General features: G+C 76.1%; 13 protein-coding genes. 9 read left to right on the forward strand and 4 right to left on the reverse strand.

The annotated features are described in order from the left end of the window. Positions 1-3: 3 nt before the first annotated feature. Entirely contained in the window at positions 4-1,518 is a 1,515-nt protein-coding gene (locus BMZ50_RS19815; protein ID WP_091328687.1) for a DEAD/DEAH box helicase, read from the reverse strand. Positions 1,519-1,943: 425 nt separating this feature from the next. On the opposite strand from BMZ50_RS19815, the gene BMZ50_RS19820 reads away from it, so the two are divergent. Beyond that, the gene (locus tag BMZ50_RS19820) at positions 1,944-2,594 is read left to right on the forward strand and encodes a ferritin-like fold-containing protein (protein ID WP_091328690.1); all 651 of its coding nucleotides are present in this window, start codon (positions 1,944-1,946) and stop codon (positions 2,592-2,594) included. A gap of 63 nt (positions 2,595-2,657) precedes the next feature. Here the strand turns inward: BMZ50_RS19820 and BMZ50_RS19825 are convergent, their stop codons facing one another. Together BMZ50_RS19825 and BMZ50_RS19830 are read right to left on the reverse strand one after the other, a co-directional pair. Continuing rightward, entirely contained in the window at positions 2,658-2,894 is a 237-nt protein-coding gene (locus BMZ50_RS19825) for a DUF3107 domain-containing protein (RefSeq protein WP_091328692.1), read from the reverse strand. A 102-nt stretch (positions 2,895-2,996) separates the two neighbouring features. Next, entirely contained in the window at positions 2,997-3,644 is a 648-nt protein-coding gene (locus tag BMZ50_RS19830; protein ID WP_091328694.1) for a TetR/AcrR family transcriptional regulator, read from the reverse strand. 68 nt (positions 3,645-3,712) lie between these two features. Between BMZ50_RS19830 and BMZ50_RS19835 the strand changes: the two genes are divergently transcribed. From BMZ50_RS19835 to BMZ50_RS19870, 8 genes are all read left to right on the forward strand, one after another. Beyond that, positions 3,713-4,789, forward strand: a complete 1,077-nt coding sequence (locus BMZ50_RS19835; RefSeq protein WP_091328696.1) for an alpha/beta fold hydrolase — start codon at positions 3,713-3,715, stop codon at positions 4,787-4,789. A gap of 409 nt (positions 4,790-5,198) precedes the next feature. After that, the gene (locus BMZ50_RS19840; RefSeq protein WP_245753758.1) at positions 5,199-6,038 is read left to right on the forward strand and encodes a DUF3152 domain-containing protein; all 840 of its coding nucleotides are present in this window, start codon (positions 5,199-5,201) and stop codon (positions 6,036-6,038) included. Positions 6,039-6,235: 197 nt separating this feature from the next. Then, positions 6,236-7,396, forward strand: a complete 1,161-nt coding sequence (gene moeZ / locus BMZ50_RS19845) for an adenylyltransferase/sulfurtransferase MoeZ (RefSeq protein ID WP_091328698.1) — start codon at positions 6,236-6,238, stop codon at positions 7,394-7,396. A 181-nt stretch (positions 7,397-7,577) separates the two neighbouring features. After that, on the forward strand, positions 7,578-8,162 hold the full coding sequence (locus BMZ50_RS19850) for a TIGR03086 family metal-binding protein (protein ID WP_091328700.1): 585 nt from the start codon (positions 7,578-7,580) through the stop codon (positions 8,160-8,162). A gap of 94 nt (positions 8,163-8,256) precedes the next feature. Next, positions 8,257-9,165: a hypothetical protein gene (locus BMZ50_RS19855; RefSeq protein WP_091328702.1), complete on the forward strand. Its 909-nt coding sequence runs from the start codon at positions 8,257-8,259 to the stop codon at positions 9,163-9,165. Then, on the forward strand, positions 9,162-9,491 hold the full coding sequence (locus tag BMZ50_RS19860) for an MGMT family protein (protein WP_091328704.1): 330 nt from the start codon (positions 9,162-9,164) through the stop codon (positions 9,489-9,491). Before BMZ50_RS19855 ends, BMZ50_RS19860 begins: the two co-directional genes overlap by 4 nt. A 55-nt stretch (positions 9,492-9,546) precedes the next feature. Further along, positions 9,547-12,729 (forward strand): ATP-dependent helicase, encoded by a 3,183-nt coding sequence (locus BMZ50_RS19865; protein ID WP_091328706.1) that lies wholly within the window; start codon positions 9,547-9,549, stop codon positions 12,727-12,729. Further along, positions 12,726-16,034 (forward strand): ATP-dependent helicase, encoded by a 3,309-nt coding sequence (locus BMZ50_RS19870; protein WP_091328708.1) that lies wholly within the window; start codon positions 12,726-12,728, stop codon positions 16,032-16,034. The genes BMZ50_RS19865 and BMZ50_RS19870 overlap by 4 nt, the downstream gene beginning before the upstream one ends. A gap of 140 nt (positions 16,035-16,174) precedes the next feature. On the opposite strand, the gene BMZ50_RS19875 is transcribed toward BMZ50_RS19870, so the two are convergent. After that, on the reverse strand, positions 16,175-17,011 hold the full coding sequence (locus BMZ50_RS19875) for an alpha/beta fold hydrolase (protein WP_091328710.1): 837 nt from the start codon (positions 17,009-17,011) through the stop codon (positions 16,175-16,177). Positions 17,012-17,052 lie beyond the last annotated feature (41 nt).

A 17,052-nucleotide genomic window follows, 5' to 3' on the forward strand; every position in this document is an offset into this window, starting at 1 on the left:
GGATCAGGCGGCCGGCTCGGCCGAGCCGCGGTTGGCGCCCCCGCGGCGGCGACGGCGGCGGCGCGGCCGGGCGGCCGCGCCCTCGCCGGTCTCGCCCGTCTCGCCGGCCTCGGCGGGAGCGGTGGCCGGGGTCTCGCCCCCGGCGGCCGCACCCCCGCCGCGGGTGCGGCGGCGCGGGCGGCTCTTGCGGTCGCGGGCCGGCTCGTCGCCGTCCTGCCGCGCGGGGCCGTGCCCACCGGAGCGGGTGCGCTTGCCGGTCTCGCCGAGGTCCTCGAGCGTCTCGGCGTCCAGACCCTCCCGGGTGCGCTGCGAGCGGGGAAGCCGGCCGGTCGCGCCCTCGGGCACGTCCAGGTCGCTGTACACCCACGGCGAGGTGGAGTACGTCTCCGGCGGGTCGGCGAAGTCGAGGTCGAGCGCCTTGTTGATCAGCTGCCAGCGGGGGATGTCGTCCCAGTCGACGAGCGTGACGGCGACGCCGGTGCTGCCCGCGCGGCCGGTGCGGCCGATCCGGTGCACGTAGGTCTTCTCGTCCTCGGGGCACTGGTAGTTCACGACGTGGCTGACGCCGGTGACGTCGATGCCGCGGGCGGCGACGTCGGTGGCGACCAGGACGTCGACCTTGCCGCTGCGGAAGGCGCGCAGTGCCTGCTCGCGGGCGCCCTGCCCGAGGTCGCCGTGCACGGCGGCGGCGGCGAAGCCACGCTCGACGAGCTCGTCGGCGACCTTCTGCGCGGTCCGCTTGGTGCGGCAGAACACCATGACCAGACCGCGGTCGCGGGCCTGCAGCACGCGCGAGAGCAGCTCGGGCTTGTCCAGGTTGTGCGCCCGGTAGATGAACTGGGTGGTCTGGGGGACCGTCGAGCCCTCGTCGTTGCCGTGGGCCCGGATGTGCGTCGGCTGGGTCATGAACGACCGGGACAGCGTCACGATCGGGCCGGGCATCGTCGCGGAGAACAGCATGGTCTGCCGCTTCTCCGGCACCATCGCCAGGATCCGCTCGATGTCGGGCAGGAAGCCCAGGTCGAGCATCTCGTCGGCCTCGTCGAGGACGAGCACCTTGACCTTGCCCAGGATCAGGTGACCCTGCTGGGCCAGGTCGAGCAGCCGGCCGGGCGTGCCGACGACGACCTCGACGCCGTTCTGCAGCGCCTGCACCTGTGGCTCGAACGCGCGCCCGCCGTAGATGGCCTGCACGCGGATGCCCCGCTTGCTGCCGGCGGTGGCCAGGTCTCGGGCGACCTGCACGCACAGCTCACGGGTGGGGACGACGACCAGCGCCTGCGGCACGCCGTCGCCGCCCTCGGCCGGCGGGGTGACGCGCTGCAGCAGCGGGACGCCGAAACCGAGGGTCTTGCCGGTGCCGGTGCGGGCCTGGCCGATCAGGTCGTTGCCGGCCAGCGCCAGCGGGAGCGTGAGCTCCTGGATGGCGAACGTGCGGGTGATGCCGACCTCGGCCAGGGCGGCCACGACGTCGGGGTGGACGTCGAAGTCGCTGAACAGCGGCGCGTCCTCGGTCACGGGGGCACCGCCCAGTTCGGGGGCGGCCTGCTCGAGCTGCTCGAGGTCGGGCGCGCCGGTCTCGGCGTGCTCGAGGTCGGGGGTGGAGTTCTTCGTGGAGGTCAGTGCTCTCGCCTCTGGTCTGCTGGGGGGACGGCGCTCGGCGGCGGGATCCGCTGCGTCGAGCCTGTCCCGGTCGGTTGTCGCGGGATCAGTTCCAGCGCCGACGCGGCCAGCAGGGAACCGGGCCTCACGTGGGTGTCGGCCCGGGAGGAAGCCCCTCGGGGCGTCGTCTCCAGCGGTCGTCAGCGCACAGATGTACAAGCAAACCGAACGGCCTACTCATTCCCATTCTAGCGTGCGCACCGGTTAGCCTCCGTGCGCCGCGTGCCGAGTACCCGTCCGGGGGCCGGCGCGTCCCGTTCCGCAGAGCCCAGGAGCCGCCCGTGTCCTCGGTCGACAATCGCGCCGTCGTCGACCTGCTGGGGGTGTTGGCCTACGCCGAGCTGACCGCGTTCGACCACCTGGCCGAGGACGCGCGGCTCGCCCCCACGCTGGCCGGCCGGGCGGCGCTGGCGCGGATGGCCGCCGCGGAGATCGGCCACCACGAGCGGCTCGCCGCGCGGCTGACCGAGCTGGGCGCCGACCCGACGGCGGCGATGACGCCGTTCGTCGCGGCCCTCGACGCCTTCCACGAGATCACCCGGCCGCGCACCTGGTTGGAGGGCCTGGTCAAGGCGTACGTCGGCGACGGGCTGGCGGCCGACTTCTACCGGGAGATCGCCGCCTTCCTCCCGGACCCGGACCGCGCGCTGATCCTCGACGTGCTCGCCGACACCGGGCACGCGGACTTCGCCGTGCGGGAGGTCCGCGCCGCGATCGCGGTGCACCGCAGCGTCGCCGGCCGGCTGGCCCTGTGGGGACGGCGGCTGGTGGGCGAGGCGATCACCCAGTCGCAGGCGGTCATCGCCGAGCGCGACCAGCTGGCGCAGCTGATCATCCAGGGCACCGGTGACCTGGCCGGGGTCGGCCGGCTCGTCGAGCGGATCACCGCTGCGCACACCGAGCGGATGCGCACGCTCGGCCTCAACCCCTGACGCGCCGACGGGGCGCCCCCGCGCTGCGGTGACGCCCCGTCGGGCCGAGGTCTGGCGTCGCCGTCAGGAGCCGGCGATGAATCCGACCCGGCGCTGGTCGGCCTGGGCGATCTCCACGTAGGCGATGCGGTCGACGGGGACCAGGACCCGCCGGCCACGGTCGTCGACGAGGGTCAGCAGGCTGTCCTTGGTGGCGCCGGACATGGCCTTGGTCACCTCGGCAGCGATCTCGTCGGGGGTCTGGGGGCTGTCGATGACCAGCTCCCGGGGGGAGTGTTGGACACCGATCTTGACTTCCACGGGGGATGCCTCCTCGAGTTGCGCGGCTGGTTCCACGCTAGTGCAGCGACACGGCCGCCGATCTGCGGTGCAGGTGCGCCGTCAGCGAAATGCCGACCGCGGTCAGTCCGCGGTGGGCTCGCCTTCGACCCGCGGGAAACGGGAGATGCCCCGCCACGACAGGGCGGTCATGAGCGCCACGGCCTCGTCGCGGGACACGGTCCCCTTGCGCGGCAACCACCAGCGGGCGCTGGTCTCGGCCAGCCCGGTCATACCCGAGGCCAGCAGCAGTGACCGCTCGCGGTCCAGCCCCGTGTCCACCTCGATCACCTCGGCGATCGCCTCGACGCAGGCGCGCGTGCCGCGGTCGGCGAGCGCGCGCACCTCGTCGTCGTTGCGGAGATCGGACTCGAAGACCAGCCGGAAGGCCTCGCCCTCGGCGTCGATGAAGTCGAAGTAGGCCCCCACGGCGCCGTTCACGCGGGTGCGGTTGTCGTCGGTGCCGGACATGGCCTCCCGTACGCGGGCGGTGAGCTCGCCGACCTGCTGCTCGAGAAGCGCGAGGTAGAGCTCCCGCTTGCCGGGGAAGTGCTGGTAGAGCACCGGCTTGCTGACCCCGGCACGGTCGGCGATGTCGTCCATCGCGGCGGCGTGGTAGCCCTGGGCGACGAACACCTCCTGCGCCGCCTGCAGCAGTTGCAACCGCCGGGCGCTGCGCGGCAGCCGCGAGGAGCGCCGGGCGGGCGGGGGAGCGGACTGTGGCAGCTGCATGACGCGCCCGATGTTACCGGCGGGTCACCGAAAGCGCGCTGGTTCCGGGGCTGGCTTACCGTCGGGCGGTGCCCGAGCCGTCCCGCCCCGTCGACCGCGCCTCGGGCGCCGAACCTGCGACCGCCCCGCGCGCCCGGCTGTCCACGGCACCGCTGCCGCCGCTGGACACGGTGCCGCCGCCGTGGCCCGGGGAGCTGGTGAAGGGGCGCGGCGGTCAGGTCTTCGTGCGCCGGACCCCCTGGAGCGGCCCACCCGGAGAGCCCGGGGACGACGCCCCGCGCGAGCGCGCCCTCTACGTCCACGGCCTCGGCGGGGCCTCCACGAACTGGACCGATCTCGCGGCCCTGCTCGCGGTGCGTTTCGACGGCTGGGCGCTCGACCTCCCCGGGTTCGGGCGCTCGCACCCGCCGGCCCGGGGCTCCTACTCGCTGCGCGGGCACGTGGCGACCGTCGTCGACGTCCTCGAGCGGGTGGCCGCCGAGCCGGGGGAGGCGGCCGGCCGGCCGGTGCACCTGCTGGGCAACTCCCTGGGCGGCCTGGCCTCGCTGTTCGTCGCCGCGCGGCGGCCGGACCTCGTCGCCTCGCTCACCCTCGTCTCGCCGGCCATGCCGGTCTACCGGGTGCCGCCGGTCTTCAGCCGGCAGTTGCCGCTGCTCCTGCTGCCGGGGGTGCCCGCGCTGGCCGAGCGGCGGCTGGCCGGGGTGCCCCCGGAGCAGCAGGTGCGCGGGATGGTGCAGATGTGCTTCGGCGACCCGCGGCGGGTGCCGAGGGAGCGGCTGGACGAGGCGGTGGAGGAGATGCGTGAGCGAGCCGGCCAGCCGTGGGCGCTGCGGGCGCTGACCCGCAGCATGCGCGGGCTCATCACCTCCTACCTGCGGGTCGGTGCGGCCAACGCCTGGCGCGTGGCGCGCGCCCTGCAGCCGCCGACGCTGGTGGTCTGGGGGGACCGCGACCGCCTGGTCGACCCGGCACTGGCTCCGCGGCTGGCCGCCGCCGTTCCCGACGGGCGGCTGCTGATGCTCGACGGGGTCGGGCACGTGGCGATGCTGGAGGCCCCGGAGCCGACCGCCCGGGCGGTGCTCGCCCTGGCCGAGGACGCCGTCGGGGAGGTGGCCGTCACCGGTCCGGAGGCCCGCGCGTCCTGAGCACCTGGCGGGACGACCGGCCGCCACGCGCCGTCGTGTCCGGTTCTCCATGGGAGGCCGGTCGCCGTGAGAGCCTGGCGCGGTGAGCCCCGCGGACGCCACTCCCCGCCGGGACGCGGTGCCGGGACGGGCGGCGGGGAGCCCGCCGTCCCGCTCCGTCCGGACCCCGGGGGGGCGACCGGCTGAGCAGCGACCGGCCGGGAGGCCGCCCGTGGCGGCACCGCCGGGCGAGGGCCGACCCGGGGGGCGCCGCCCGGTCCCCGGTGAACCGCCCCGTGGCCTGCCGCACGTCCCGCCGCACGTCCCGCCGCCCGGCGCGCGACGCACCCCGCCGCGGGATCTCCCGCCCCGGCACGCTGCGGCCCACCTCCAGGCCGCCCGGCCGGAGCTCGCCCGCCGACGCGCTGCGGTGCACGGGCACCGGCCGCCGGGCTCCCCGCGCCGGCGGCCCCGCCGCGCGCGCCGGTTCGTCGCCCGCTGGGGATGGCGGGCCTACGCCATCCCGCTGCTGACCCTGGCCACGCTGCTCACGCTGGCCGATCTCATCGTCAGCGGCACCCGGACGACGCCGTCCGGCTCCGCCGCCCCCGTGCCCGCCTCGAGCAGTCCGGCCGCCCCGACCGGCACCGCCGCGCCCGAGCCGTCGGACGCCGTGGAGGTCGACGCCGGCCCGATCGACGCACCGGTGGCCCCCGAGGAGCAGCCGGCGTTCGTGCAGCAGGGCGCCGGCACCGTCTCGGTCGTGCCCGGCTCCTCCGGGGTGTACGGGAGCGGGCCGCTGAAGCGCTTCGTCGTCGAGGTCGAGGACGGCATCGGCGTCGACGGTGCCTCCTTCGCCGCGGCCGTGGAGGCCACGCTCGGGGACCCGCGCTCGTGGGGTAGCAGCGGGCGGCTGGCCTTCCAGCGGGTCGGGCCCGACGAGGCCGCCGCCGGCGCCTACGAGTTCAAGGTCAGCCTGGTCAGCCCCGGCAACATGGAGATCTACTGCCCCGGGGTCGGCACCGGGGGCTACACCTCCTGCCGCTACGGCGAGCGTGCGGTCATCAACCTGGCCCGCTGGGAGACCGCCGTCCCCGACTACCAGGGCGACATCGCCACCTACCGCCAGTACGTGGTCAACCACGAGGTCGGCCATGCCCTCGGCAACGGGCACCAGGCGTGCCCCGGTCCCGGCCAGCCCGCCCCGGTCATGCAGCAGCAGACCCTCGGCCTCAAGGGCTGCGCCAAGAACGCCTGGCCGTATCCCTGACATCGTCCGGTCGGCCGACACGCGGCCACGGGCCGTACCCGGCCTGCGCTGAGCGGGTCCCGCACTCTCGGCGGGGAGCCTCCGGCTCCCGCTCCTCGGACGGCCGGCGTCCGCGGGAATCCCGTTGCGTGCCACGCTGTTGTCCCGACGAACGTCGGCCTGCGTCCCGGGCCGTGTCGAGTGACTGAGGAGCCATCGTGTCCCTGCCACCTCTGGTGGAGCCCGCCGCCGATCTCTCGATCGACGAGGTCCGCCGCTACAGCCGGCACCTGATCATCCCGGACGTCGGGATGGACGGGCAGAAGCGGCTGAAGAACGCCAAGGTGCTGGCCGTCGGCGCCGGCGGCCTCGGCTCGCCCGTGCTGATGTACCTGGCCGCGGCCGGCGTCGGCACGCTGGGCATCGTCGAGTTCGACGTGGTCGACGAGTCGAACCTGCAGCGGCAGATCATCCATGGCAAGTCCGACGTGGGCCGGTCCAAGGCCGAGAGCGCGCGCGACTCGATCAAGGAGATCAACCCGTACGTCGACGTCCGCCTGCACGAGACGCGGCTGGACAGCGACAACGTCCTCGAGATCTTCGGCCAGTACGACCTGATCGTCGACGGCACCGACAACTTCGCCACGCGCTACCTGGTCAACGACGCGTGCGTGCTGCTGAACAAGCCCTACGTGTGGGGCTCGATCTACCGCTTCGACGGCCAGGTCTCGGTCTTCTGGAACGAGCACGGGCCCAACTACCGCGACCTCTACCCGGTGCCGCCGCCGCCCGGCATGGTCCCCTCCTGCGCCGAGGGCGGCGTGCTGGGCGTGCTGTGCGCGACCGTCGGCGCGATCCAGGCCACCGAGGCGGTCAAGCTGATCACCGGCATCGGTGAGACGCTGCTCGGCCGGCTCATGGTCTACGACGCCCTCGAGATGACCTTCCGCGAGATCAGGGTCCGCAAGGACCCCGAGGCCGAGCCGATCACCGGGCTGATCGACTACGAGACCTTCTGCGGCGTCGTGTCGACCGAGGCCCAGGAGGCCGCGGCGGGCGCGACGATCACCGTCGACGAGCTCAAGGACATGATGGACGCCGGCAAGGACTTCGAGCTGATCGACGTCCGGGAGCCCAACGAGTACGAGATCGTCTCGATCCCCGGCGCGACGCTCATCCCCAAGGACGAGATCCTCTCCGGCCGCGCGCTGTCGCAGCTGCCGCAGGACAAGCCGATCGTGCTCCACTGCAAGACCGGCGTCCGCTCGGCCGAGGTACTCGCCGCGATCAAGAACGCCGGCTTCTCCGACGCCGTCCACGTCCAGGGTGGCGTGACGGCGTGGGCGACGCGGATCGACAAGGCGCTGCCCACCTACTGAACGGACCCCCCCCTTCGTCGAAGGGCCCCGCTGCCCCCGCGCCTCGCAGGCTCGGCTCGGGACCCTGCAGCGGGGCCGGCCTCGGGACGGGGCCGCGGCGGGCCGCTCCAGCATGTCACCCGAGGGCCCGGGTCGCTCCCCGCAGGGGGCGGCCCGGGCCCTCGCGCTGTCTACTGGCGCCATGCCGGAGTTCGCTCCCAGGGAGCTGTTGGAACTGTTCCAGCGCGCGCAGGCGTCCTTCACCGACCGGGTGGACGCGGTAGAACCCGGGCAGTGGGACGACGAGGCGCTGCCCGGCTGGACGGTGGCCGACCTCGTGGCACACCTCGTGAGCGAGGCGCTCTGGGTGGCCCCGCTGATGGCCGGCGAGCCGGCCGACCTGGTGGACGGTCGGTTCCCCGACGCCACGGCCGACCTCCTCGGCGACGACCCGCTCACCGGCTGGGAGACCGCGGCCGACGCGGCGCTGGCCGCGTTCGCCGAGGAGAAGGCGCTGCTGCGGACGATTCACCTCTCGCGCGGGCCCACGCCCGCGGCCGAGTACATCGAGGAGATGACCGCCGACCTGACCGTCCACTCCTGGGACCTGGCCCGGGCCACCGGCGGCGACACCGACCTGGACCCCGTGCTGGTCACCGCCGCCCTGATCGTCGCCGAGCGGCTGCCCGACGGGGGCGTGCCGGGGCTGTTCGCCCCACCCCTGGACACCCCGGCCGCCGTCTCCCCGCAGACCCGCCTGCTGGCCCGGTTCGGGCGCCGGAGCTGAGGGTTGCACCGCCCCGGCGGCGGGTCGGTCACAGGGCCGCACCGGTGCGCGACCTACGCTGCGGGCGGTTTTCGCGTCGATGTGGAGGTTCCGCATGAGTCAGCCGCCGTCGGGCCAGGAGCCCTACGGGCAGCCCGGTGGGCAGCCCTCCGGCCCGGGTGGGTGGGGGCAGCCCCAGGGCGGACCGGGTGGTGCTCCGTACGGGCAGCCCGGCCAGCAGCCCGGCCAGCAGCCCGGCCAGTTCGGCCCGCCGGGGCAGCCCGGTCAGCCTGGCCCCTACGGGCAGCCCGGTCAGCCTGGTGGGCAGTTCGGCCAGCAACCCGGCCCGTATGGCCAGCCCGGGCAGCCGGGTGGCGGTGGTGGCGCCAAGCGCGGTCTGATCATCGGCATCGCCGCCGCGGTGGTGGCCGTCGTGGCCCTCGCCGTCATCCTGTTCGTCACGCTCGGCGGGGACGACGACACGGCGACCGCGGACGCCGACGCGACATCCACCTCGGCCAGCACGTCGTCGAGCACCAGCTCCCGCCCGACGACGAGCAGCACCTCCTCCAGCGCACCGACGCCGGACGGCGACCTGCTGTCGATCCTCCCGTCGGACTTCACCGACTGCCAGGAGGAGGAGCTGCAGGGAGACGGCGACCTGGCGCACGTGGCGTGCGGCGCCAGCACGACCCAGCCCGGCCCGCAGCAGGCCGAGTTCTTCCTCTATCCGGACAAGGCCACCCTGGACGAGGTCTTCCTCGCCGAGGCCTCCGACGCCGGGCTGACCGAGATCGCCGACGGCCAGGACTGCAGCACCACCACCGGCATCCAGGGCTGGAGCTTCGGGGCCAACGCCGGCATGGCCGCCTGCCTCATCGACCAGGCCAGCGGCGTCGTGGCCATCGTCTGGACCGACGACGAGGCCCTGGTGGAGGGCTTCGCCGTCGCGCCCGGCAGCACCCAGGCCGAGCTCGCCGCGCTGTACGAGTGGTGGCAGACGAACAGCGACTACCAGCTGTGACCGGGGAGGCGCCCGGGGGCTCGTCGCCCCCGGGCGCCTCCGCGTCGGCGCTGGACGTCGACGAAGCGGTGTTCGACGCGGTCGAGCGCATCCCGCCCGGCCGGGTGAGCACCTACGGCGCGATCGGCACGCTGGTCGGCGTCGGACCGCGCCGGGTCGCCCGCGCGCTCGCCCAGGGCGGAGGAGCGGTCCCCTGGCACCGGGTGGTGCGGGCCGACGGCTCGGCCGCCGAACCGGTCCGGGCGCGGCAGCTGGAGCTGCTGGCCGCCGAGGGGGTGCCGATGCGCTCCGGCCGGGTGGACCTCTCCGCCGTCAGGTGGCCGTGATCTCACTTGCGCCCGGCGCCCGGGAACCGTCCGGGCCCCGTGCTTCCATCGCCAGGTGACACTGCGGGGGGACGCGAGCGCACCGGCCTACCGGTTGGTCCAGACCGATCCGGCCCCCGCCCCCCTCCCGAGGCTGGACCCCACGCAGCAGGCGGTCGTCGACCACCCCGCCGGCCCGCTGCTGGTGCTGGCCGGCCCCGGCACCGGCAAGACCACGACGATCGTGGAGGCCGTCGCCGCCCGCATCGACCGCGGCGTGGACCCCGAGCAGATCCTCGTCCTGACCTTCAGCCGCAAGGCCGCCGCGGAGCTGCGCACCCGCATCACCGGCCGGGTGGCGCGCACCATCCGCGAGCCTCTGGCCCGCACCTTCCACTCCTACGCCTACGGCGTCCTGCGCCGTGCCGCGCTCCTGCGCGGCGAGCTCCCGCCGCGGTTGCTCACCGCCGCAGAGCAGGACGCCGTCGTGGCCCAGCTGCTGCGCGGTGATGTCGAGGAGGCCGGCGCGGTCCGGTGGCCGGAGGCGCTGGGCCCGGCGCTGGCCACGGCCGGCTTCCGCACGGAGCTGCGCGAGCTGCTGCTGCGCGCCACCGAGCGCGGCGTCGACGCCGCGCAGCTGGTCGCGTGGGGTCGCGAGCTCGGCCACGAGGTGTGGGTGCACGCGGCCGCCTTCCAGCAGCAGTACGAGGCGGTCACCGCCTTCGCCACCGCCGGCCGCGGGGACGCGTCGGGTTACGACCCCGCGGAGCTGGTCCGCGAGGCGATCGCCGAGCTGGCCGCGGACCCGGAACTGCTGCGTCAGGAGCGCGAACGGGCCCGCTGGCTGTTCGTCGACGAGTACCAGGACACCGACCCCGCCCAGGTGGAACTGCTCGACCTGCTGGCCGGGCGGGGCGGGAACCTCGTCGCCGTCGGCGACCCCGACCAGGCCATCTACGCCTTCCGCGGCGCCGAGCCGCGCGGCATCGTGGAGTTCCCCGCGCGGTTCCGGCACGCCGCGGGCCGGCCGGCCGGCCGCGTCTCGCTGGGGGTGTGCCGCCGCTCGGGCGCCGAGCTGCTGCGGATCAGCCGCCGGGTCGCCGACGGGCTGCCCGGGCCGTGGGAGCACCGGCGGCTGCAGCCGGTCGAGGGCGCCGACGACGGCGCGGCCGAGGTGCACGTCTTCGGGTCCGCCGCGATCGAGGCCGCCTACCTGGCCGACGTCCTGCGCCGCGCCCACCTGCTCGACGGCGTCCCGTGGTCGCAGATGGCCGTGGTCGTCCGGACGGCGCTGGCGCTGGGGCCGCTGCGCCGCGCGCTGATCTCGGCCGGCGTTCCGGTGGCGGTCTCCGCCGACGACCTGCCGCTGGCCGCCCAGCCGGCGGTCGCGCCGATCCTCAGCGCGCTCGACGCGCTGCTGCCCGGCTCGGACGGCAGCCCCGCGGGCCTGGACGAGCCGGCGGCCGAGGCGCTGCTGGCCTCCCCGCTCGGCGGGGCGACCGTGCTGGACCTGCGCCGGCTGCGGCGTGCGGTCCGCGTCGCGCTGGCCAAGCAGGGGGTCGATGCCGCGGAGCGCGGCGCGCCGCTGGCCACCGCGATCGCCGACGAGCCGCTGCTGGACTCGCTGCCCGAGCACGTGGCCCGCCCGGCCCGCCGGGTCGCCGCCGTCCTCGCCGCCGGTCGGCTCGCCCTCGCGCAGGACGGCACGGCCGAGGACGTGCTGTGGGCGATGTGGCAGCGCAGCGGCCTGGCCGGCCGGTGGGCGCGGGCCAGCGCCGCCGGCGGGGCCGCCGGGGCCGTCGCCGACCGGGACCTCGACGCCGTCGTGGCGCTGTTCGACGCGGCCGCCGGGTTCGTCGACCGGTTGCCCTCGGCCGACGTCCGCGCATTCCTCGACCACCTCTCCGCCCAGGAGCTGCCCGGCGACATCGGGGCGGCCCGGGCCGCCAACGACGAGACCGTCCGGCTGCTCACCGCGCACGCGTCCAAGGGCCTGGAGTGGGACCTCGTCTGCGTGGCGGGGGTGCAGGAGGGGGTCTGGCCGGACCTGCGGGAGCGCGGCTCCCTGCTCGGCACCGAGGACCTCGTGGAGCGCGCGGCGGGCATCGACGGCACCGCGGTGGACCGGCGCACCCTGATGCTCGCCGAGGAGCGCCGGCTGTTCTACGTGGCCTGCACCCGGGCCCGCCGCCGGCTGGTGGTCACCGCGGTACAGGGCGCCCTCGACGGCGCTGAGGCCGGGGCGACCGCCTCCCGGTTCCTCGACCTGGTCTCCCCGCCGCCCGCGGAGGGACGCCCGCTCACCGAGCTGCCCCGTTCCCTCACCCTCCCCGCGCTCGTGGCCGACCTGCGCCGGGCGGTCACCGACCCGCACACCCCCGCCGCTCGCCGCTCGGCGGCCGCGGCGGTGCTGCGCCGACTGGCCGAGGAGGGCGTCCCGGGCGCGTCTCCCGCGCGCTGGTGGGGCCTGCCCCCGCTGTCCGACGACGCCCCGCTGGTGCCCGCGGAGGCCACGGTCCGGGTGCGGCCCTCGGCGATCGAGACCTTCCAGCGCTGCCCGCTGCGGTGGGTGCTCGGCGCCGTCGGGGCCGAGGCATCGCCGGACGCCACCCGGACGGTCGGCTCGGCGGTGCACGCGGTCGCCCAGCGGGTCGCCGAGGGCCTGCCGCCGGCCGAGGCGCCGGACGCGCTGGCCGCCGAGCTGGACCAGCTGGACCTCGGGCCCGGCTGGTCCGACCAGCGGCAGCGGGCCACGGCCCAGCAGATGCTCGACCGGTTCCTCGGCTGGCACGCGGCCAACCGGCGCGAGCTGGTCGCCGCCGAGGAGGACTTCGACGTCGTGGTCGGCCGGGCCCGCCTCCGCGGCCAGGTCGACCGGCTGGAGCGGGACGCCGAGGGCCGGCTGGTCGTCGTCGACCTCAAGACCGGCAAGAGCGCGGCGCGGAACGTCGAGGAGCACGGGCAGCTGGCCGCCTACCAGGTCGCCGTCGCCGCGGGCGCCTTCGCGGCGCACGGGATCGTTCCGGGCGGGGCGGCGCTGCTGCAGGTCGGCACCGGTGCCAGGGCCAAGGAGCAGCACCAGGAGCCGCTGCCGGTCGACGTCCCGGTGGAGCAGACCCCGGCCGGCGAGCTGATCGCCGCGGTCGGCGAGGGGATGGGCGCGAGCGCCTTCGAGGCGCGCACCGGCACGCACTGCCAGCGCTGCCCGGCCCGCCGCAGCTGCCCGTTGCACGAGCGCGGCCGGCAGGTCACCCAGTGAGCGACGAGCAGCTCTCCCTCGAGGACCTGTTCGGCGCCGCGCCCGCGTCGGCGCCGGAACCCCGGCGGCTGCTGAGCCCGGCGGAGGTCGCCGCGCGTTGCGGGCTGTCCTACGCGCCGTCGGAGGAGCAGGCCCGGGTCGTGGCCGCACCGGCCGACCGCCCCCTCGTCGTCGTCGCCGGCGCCGGGTCGGGCAAGACCGAGACGATGGCCGCCCGGGTCTCCTGGCTGGTCGCCAACCGGGTGGTCGAGCCCGAGGCGATCCTCGGGCTCACCTTCACCCGCAAGGCGGCCAGCGAGCTCAACGAGCGCATCCAGCTGCGGCTCGGCGCCCTGGCCCGGCACCCCGACACCGAGCAGGAGCTGCGGGACCGGCTGGAGATCGCCCAGCCCACCGTCTCGACCTACCACGGGTACGCCGCCTCCCTCGTCGCCGAGCACGGCCTGCGGATCGGGGTGGAGCCCGGGGCCGGCGTGCTCGGCCCGGCCATGTGCTGGGGGCAGGCGGCCACCGTGGTGGCCGCCTACACCGGCGACATGGACGACGTCCCGCTGTCGCTGCTCACCACGGTCGAGGACGTGCTGGCCCTCGCCGCTGAGATGGGGGAGCACGACGTCACCGGGCCGGCGCTGCGGACGTGGACCGCCCGGCTGGAGGCGCAGGTCGCCGGCTACCCGGACGCCCCGAGGAAGAAGGGTCCGTACAAGGACGTCCTCGACATGCTGGCCCGGCAGCGCGCGCGGGTGGCGCTGCTGCCCCTGGTGGAGGCGTTCGAGGCGCGCAAGCGGGCCATGGGCTCGATCGACTACGCCGACCAGGTCGCCCATGCCGCGCGGATCGCCGTCACCTCCGCGGAGGTCGGCCGCCGCGAGCGGGCCCGCTGGCGGGTGGTGCTGCTCGACGAGTACCAGGACACCAGCGTCGGCCAGCTGCGCATGCTCGAGGCGCTCTTCGGCCGGGAGACCGGACACCCGGTGCTCGCCGTCGGCGACCCGCGCCAGTCGATCTACGGGTGGCGGGGCGCCTCGGCCGGCACCATCGAGCGCTTCGCCCGGACGTTCCCGGGCGTGCGCGGCCGGCCGGCGCAGCGGCTCACGCTGGCCACCAGCTGGCGCAACGACGAGGCGGTGCTCGCCGTCGCCAACGCCGTCTCGGGCATGCTGCCCCCGCCCGACGTGCCGCTGCCGGACCTCGCACCGGCGCCCATCGCCGGCCGGGGCGCGGTCACCGCGGGGCTCTACGAGACCGTCGCCGAGGAGACGGCGGCCCTGGCCGACCGGCTGGCCGCCTGCTGGCACGGCGCCGACCCGGTCGTCGCCCGCCGCCCGGACGGCCGCCCGCCCACGGTTGCCGTGCTGGCCCGCACCCGCAAGCAGCTGCCCGGCATCGCCGCGGCGCTCCGGGAGCGGGGGCTGCCGGTGGAGGTGGTCGGCCTCGGCGGCCTGCTCGAGGTGCCCGAGGTGTCCGACGTCGTGGCCACCCTGACCGTGCTCGTCGACCCCACCGCCGGGGACGCGCTGGGCCGGCTGCTGACCGGCGCCCGCTGGCGGATCGGGCCGCGCGACCTCGCCGCGCTGGAGGCCCGCGCCCGCGCGCTCGTCCACTCCCGCCGTCCCGAGCCGGACGCCGACGGCGCCACCGAGCCATCCACCGAGCGGGGCAGCATCGTCGAGGCGCTCGACGACCTCGGCGACCCCGGCGCCTTCTCGCCCGTGGGCCACCGCCGGCTGCGGCGCCTGGGCGCCGAGCTCGCCGCGCTGCGCACCCGGATCGGCGAGTCGCTGCCCGACCTGGTCGACGACGTCGCCCGCACTCTGGGCCTGGAGACCGAGCTGGCCAGCGCACCGGGGGTCAGCCCGGCCGGGGCGCGGGCGCACCTCGACGCGCTGCACTCCGTCGCCGCCGAGTTCACCGAGCTGGCCGAACTGCCCTCCCTCCCGGCGTTCCTCGGCTACCTGCGCGACGCCGAGGAGCGCGAGCGCGGGCTGGAACCAGGGGAGGTGGCGGTCAACCCCGAGGCGGTGCAGCTGCTGACCGGGCACTCGGCCAAGGGCCTGGAGTGGGACGTCGTCGCCGTGCCCGGCATGACCGTCGACCAGTTCCCGGCCCGGCCGGGCGCCAGCGACTCCTGGATCAAGGACCCGGGCGCGGTTCCGGTGGACCTGCGCACCGTCGACCGCGAGGAGCTGCCCCGGCTGCGGCTGCCCGTACCCGGCTCCGGCGACCAGGCGGTCGTCCGGGAGGCGCTGGAGCAGTACGTCGAGGACTGGAAGGAGTTCGGCACCGGCGAGGAGATCCGGCTCGGCTACGTCGCCGTCACCCGGGCCCGCCACCTGCTCGTCTGCTCGGGCAGCTGGTGGCGCGACGGGGTGAAGCCGTGCGGCCCGTCGTCCCTGCTGCACGCCGTCCGGGAGGCCTGTGAGGCCGGCGCCGGCACGGTCGTGCACTGGGCGCCGGCGCCGGAGGAGGGCGCGGAGAACCCGGCGCTGGCCGAGTGGCCGGTGGGCGTGTGGCCGGCCGACCCCCTCTCGCCCGGGCGGCGCCGGGCACTGGCGGCCGCCGCGGAGCTCGTCGTGGGGGCCGCGCCGCACCCGCTGGACCCCGAGCGCACCCTCGGCGCGCCGGACCCGCTGGTCGAGCAGTGGGTCCGGGACGCCGACCTGCTGCTGCGCGAACGCGCGGTGGCGGCCGCCCCGACCGTGGACGTCCCGCTGCCCTCGCACCTGTCGGTGTCGGCCCTGGTGACCCTGCGCCGCGACCCCGCCGAGCTGGCCCGCCGGCTGCGGCGCCCCATGCCGGCCGCGCCGGCGCCGCAGGCCCGCCGCGGCACCGCCTTCCACACCTGGCTGGAGGAGCGCTTCGGCGCCGCCCGCCTGGTCGACCTCGACGAGCTGCCCGGCTCCGGGGACGAGTTCGCCGCTCCCGACGGCGCGCTCGCCGAGCTGCAGGAGGCCTTCCTGGCCAGCGAGTGGGCCGACCGGCAGCCGCTGGAGGTGGAGGTCCCGTTCGAGACGCCGCTGGGGCCGCTGACCCTGCGCGGCCGGATCGACGCGGTCTTCGCCGACGGCGACGGCGGCTACGAGGTCATCGACTGGAAGACCGGCCCGCCGCCGTCCGGCGGGGAGCTGTCGGCCGCGGCGGTCCAGCTGGCCGCCTACCGGCTGGGCTGGGCGCGGCTGACCGGCGTGCCGGTCGAGCGGGTCAGCGCCGGCTTCCACCACGTCGCCGCCAAGGAGACGGTCCGCCCGGTGGACCTGCTGGACGAGGCCGGGCTGCTCGCCCTGGTCACCGGCACGGCCCCGTAGCGCAGCAGCCCTCGCTCGCTCCGGGGAGTTCCTCGGACCGGTCGGGTCCTGCCCGACCCGGGAAGCGCGGGATCGGCTCCAGGAGCTGACCCCGGCGTCCTCCGCCGTGGGGATGTGCAACCGCACGCCCCCGGCGGTGGTCACGTCGACGCGACGCGGTCCAGGATCGCGACGGCCAGTGCCTCGGGGGCCTGCTCGGGGATCCAGTGCGAGACCCCGGGGAGTTCCACGAACCGGTAGTCGCCGGTGACGAACTGCGCGCACGCCTCCGCGGCGGTGCGCCCGACCGCGACATCGCCGTCGCTCCACACGTAGGCCGTCGGCACCGCCACCGGGTCCACCGACGTGCTCGAGCTCATCGCCCGGTACCAGTTCAACGCGGCGGTCAGCGCGCCCGGGGCCGAGAGCACGGCCACGTACTCGTCGACCGCCTCGGCCGGGACCGCGTCGCCGAACATCCGCCGCAGCCGGCGCGCGTCGTCGGCCAGCAGCACCTCCTCGGCCTTGCCCGCCTGCCAGAACAGCCGGATGTAGGCCGAGCGCTCCTGCTGCTCGGGGTCCGAGCGCCACGCCGCGGTGAACGCCGTCGGGTGCGGGACCGAGACCGCGGTCAGCGAGCGCACCCGGTCGGCGTGCCACGCGCCCAGGGCCCACGCCACGTTCGCCCCCCAGTCGTGGCCGACGACGTCGACCCGCGGGAGCTCCAGCGCGGTCAGCAGGTCCGCCGTCACCTGCGCCAGGGCGGGCAGCGCGTACGCCCCGACCTCGGCCGGCCGGGCGCCGGGGGAGTAACCGAGCTGGTCGGCGGCGTAGGTGCGCAGCCCCGCCTCGGTCAGCTGCGGGGTGACCGCCGCCCAGGACGCCGAGGTCTCGGGGAAACCGTGCAGCAGGAGCACCGGGCGGCCGTCGGCAGGCCCGGCGGCCCGGACGTCGAAGGTGAGGTCGCCGACGTCCACCTGCAGCAGCTCACCGCGCATGACCGCGACGGTAGCCGCGCGGCACCCCTCCGCGCGCGCCG

Source organism: Geodermatophilus ruber, assembly GCF_900114385.1.
Classification (GTDB): domain Bacteria; phylum Actinomycetota; class Actinomycetes; order Mycobacteriales; family Geodermatophilaceae; genus Geodermatophilus; species Geodermatophilus ruber.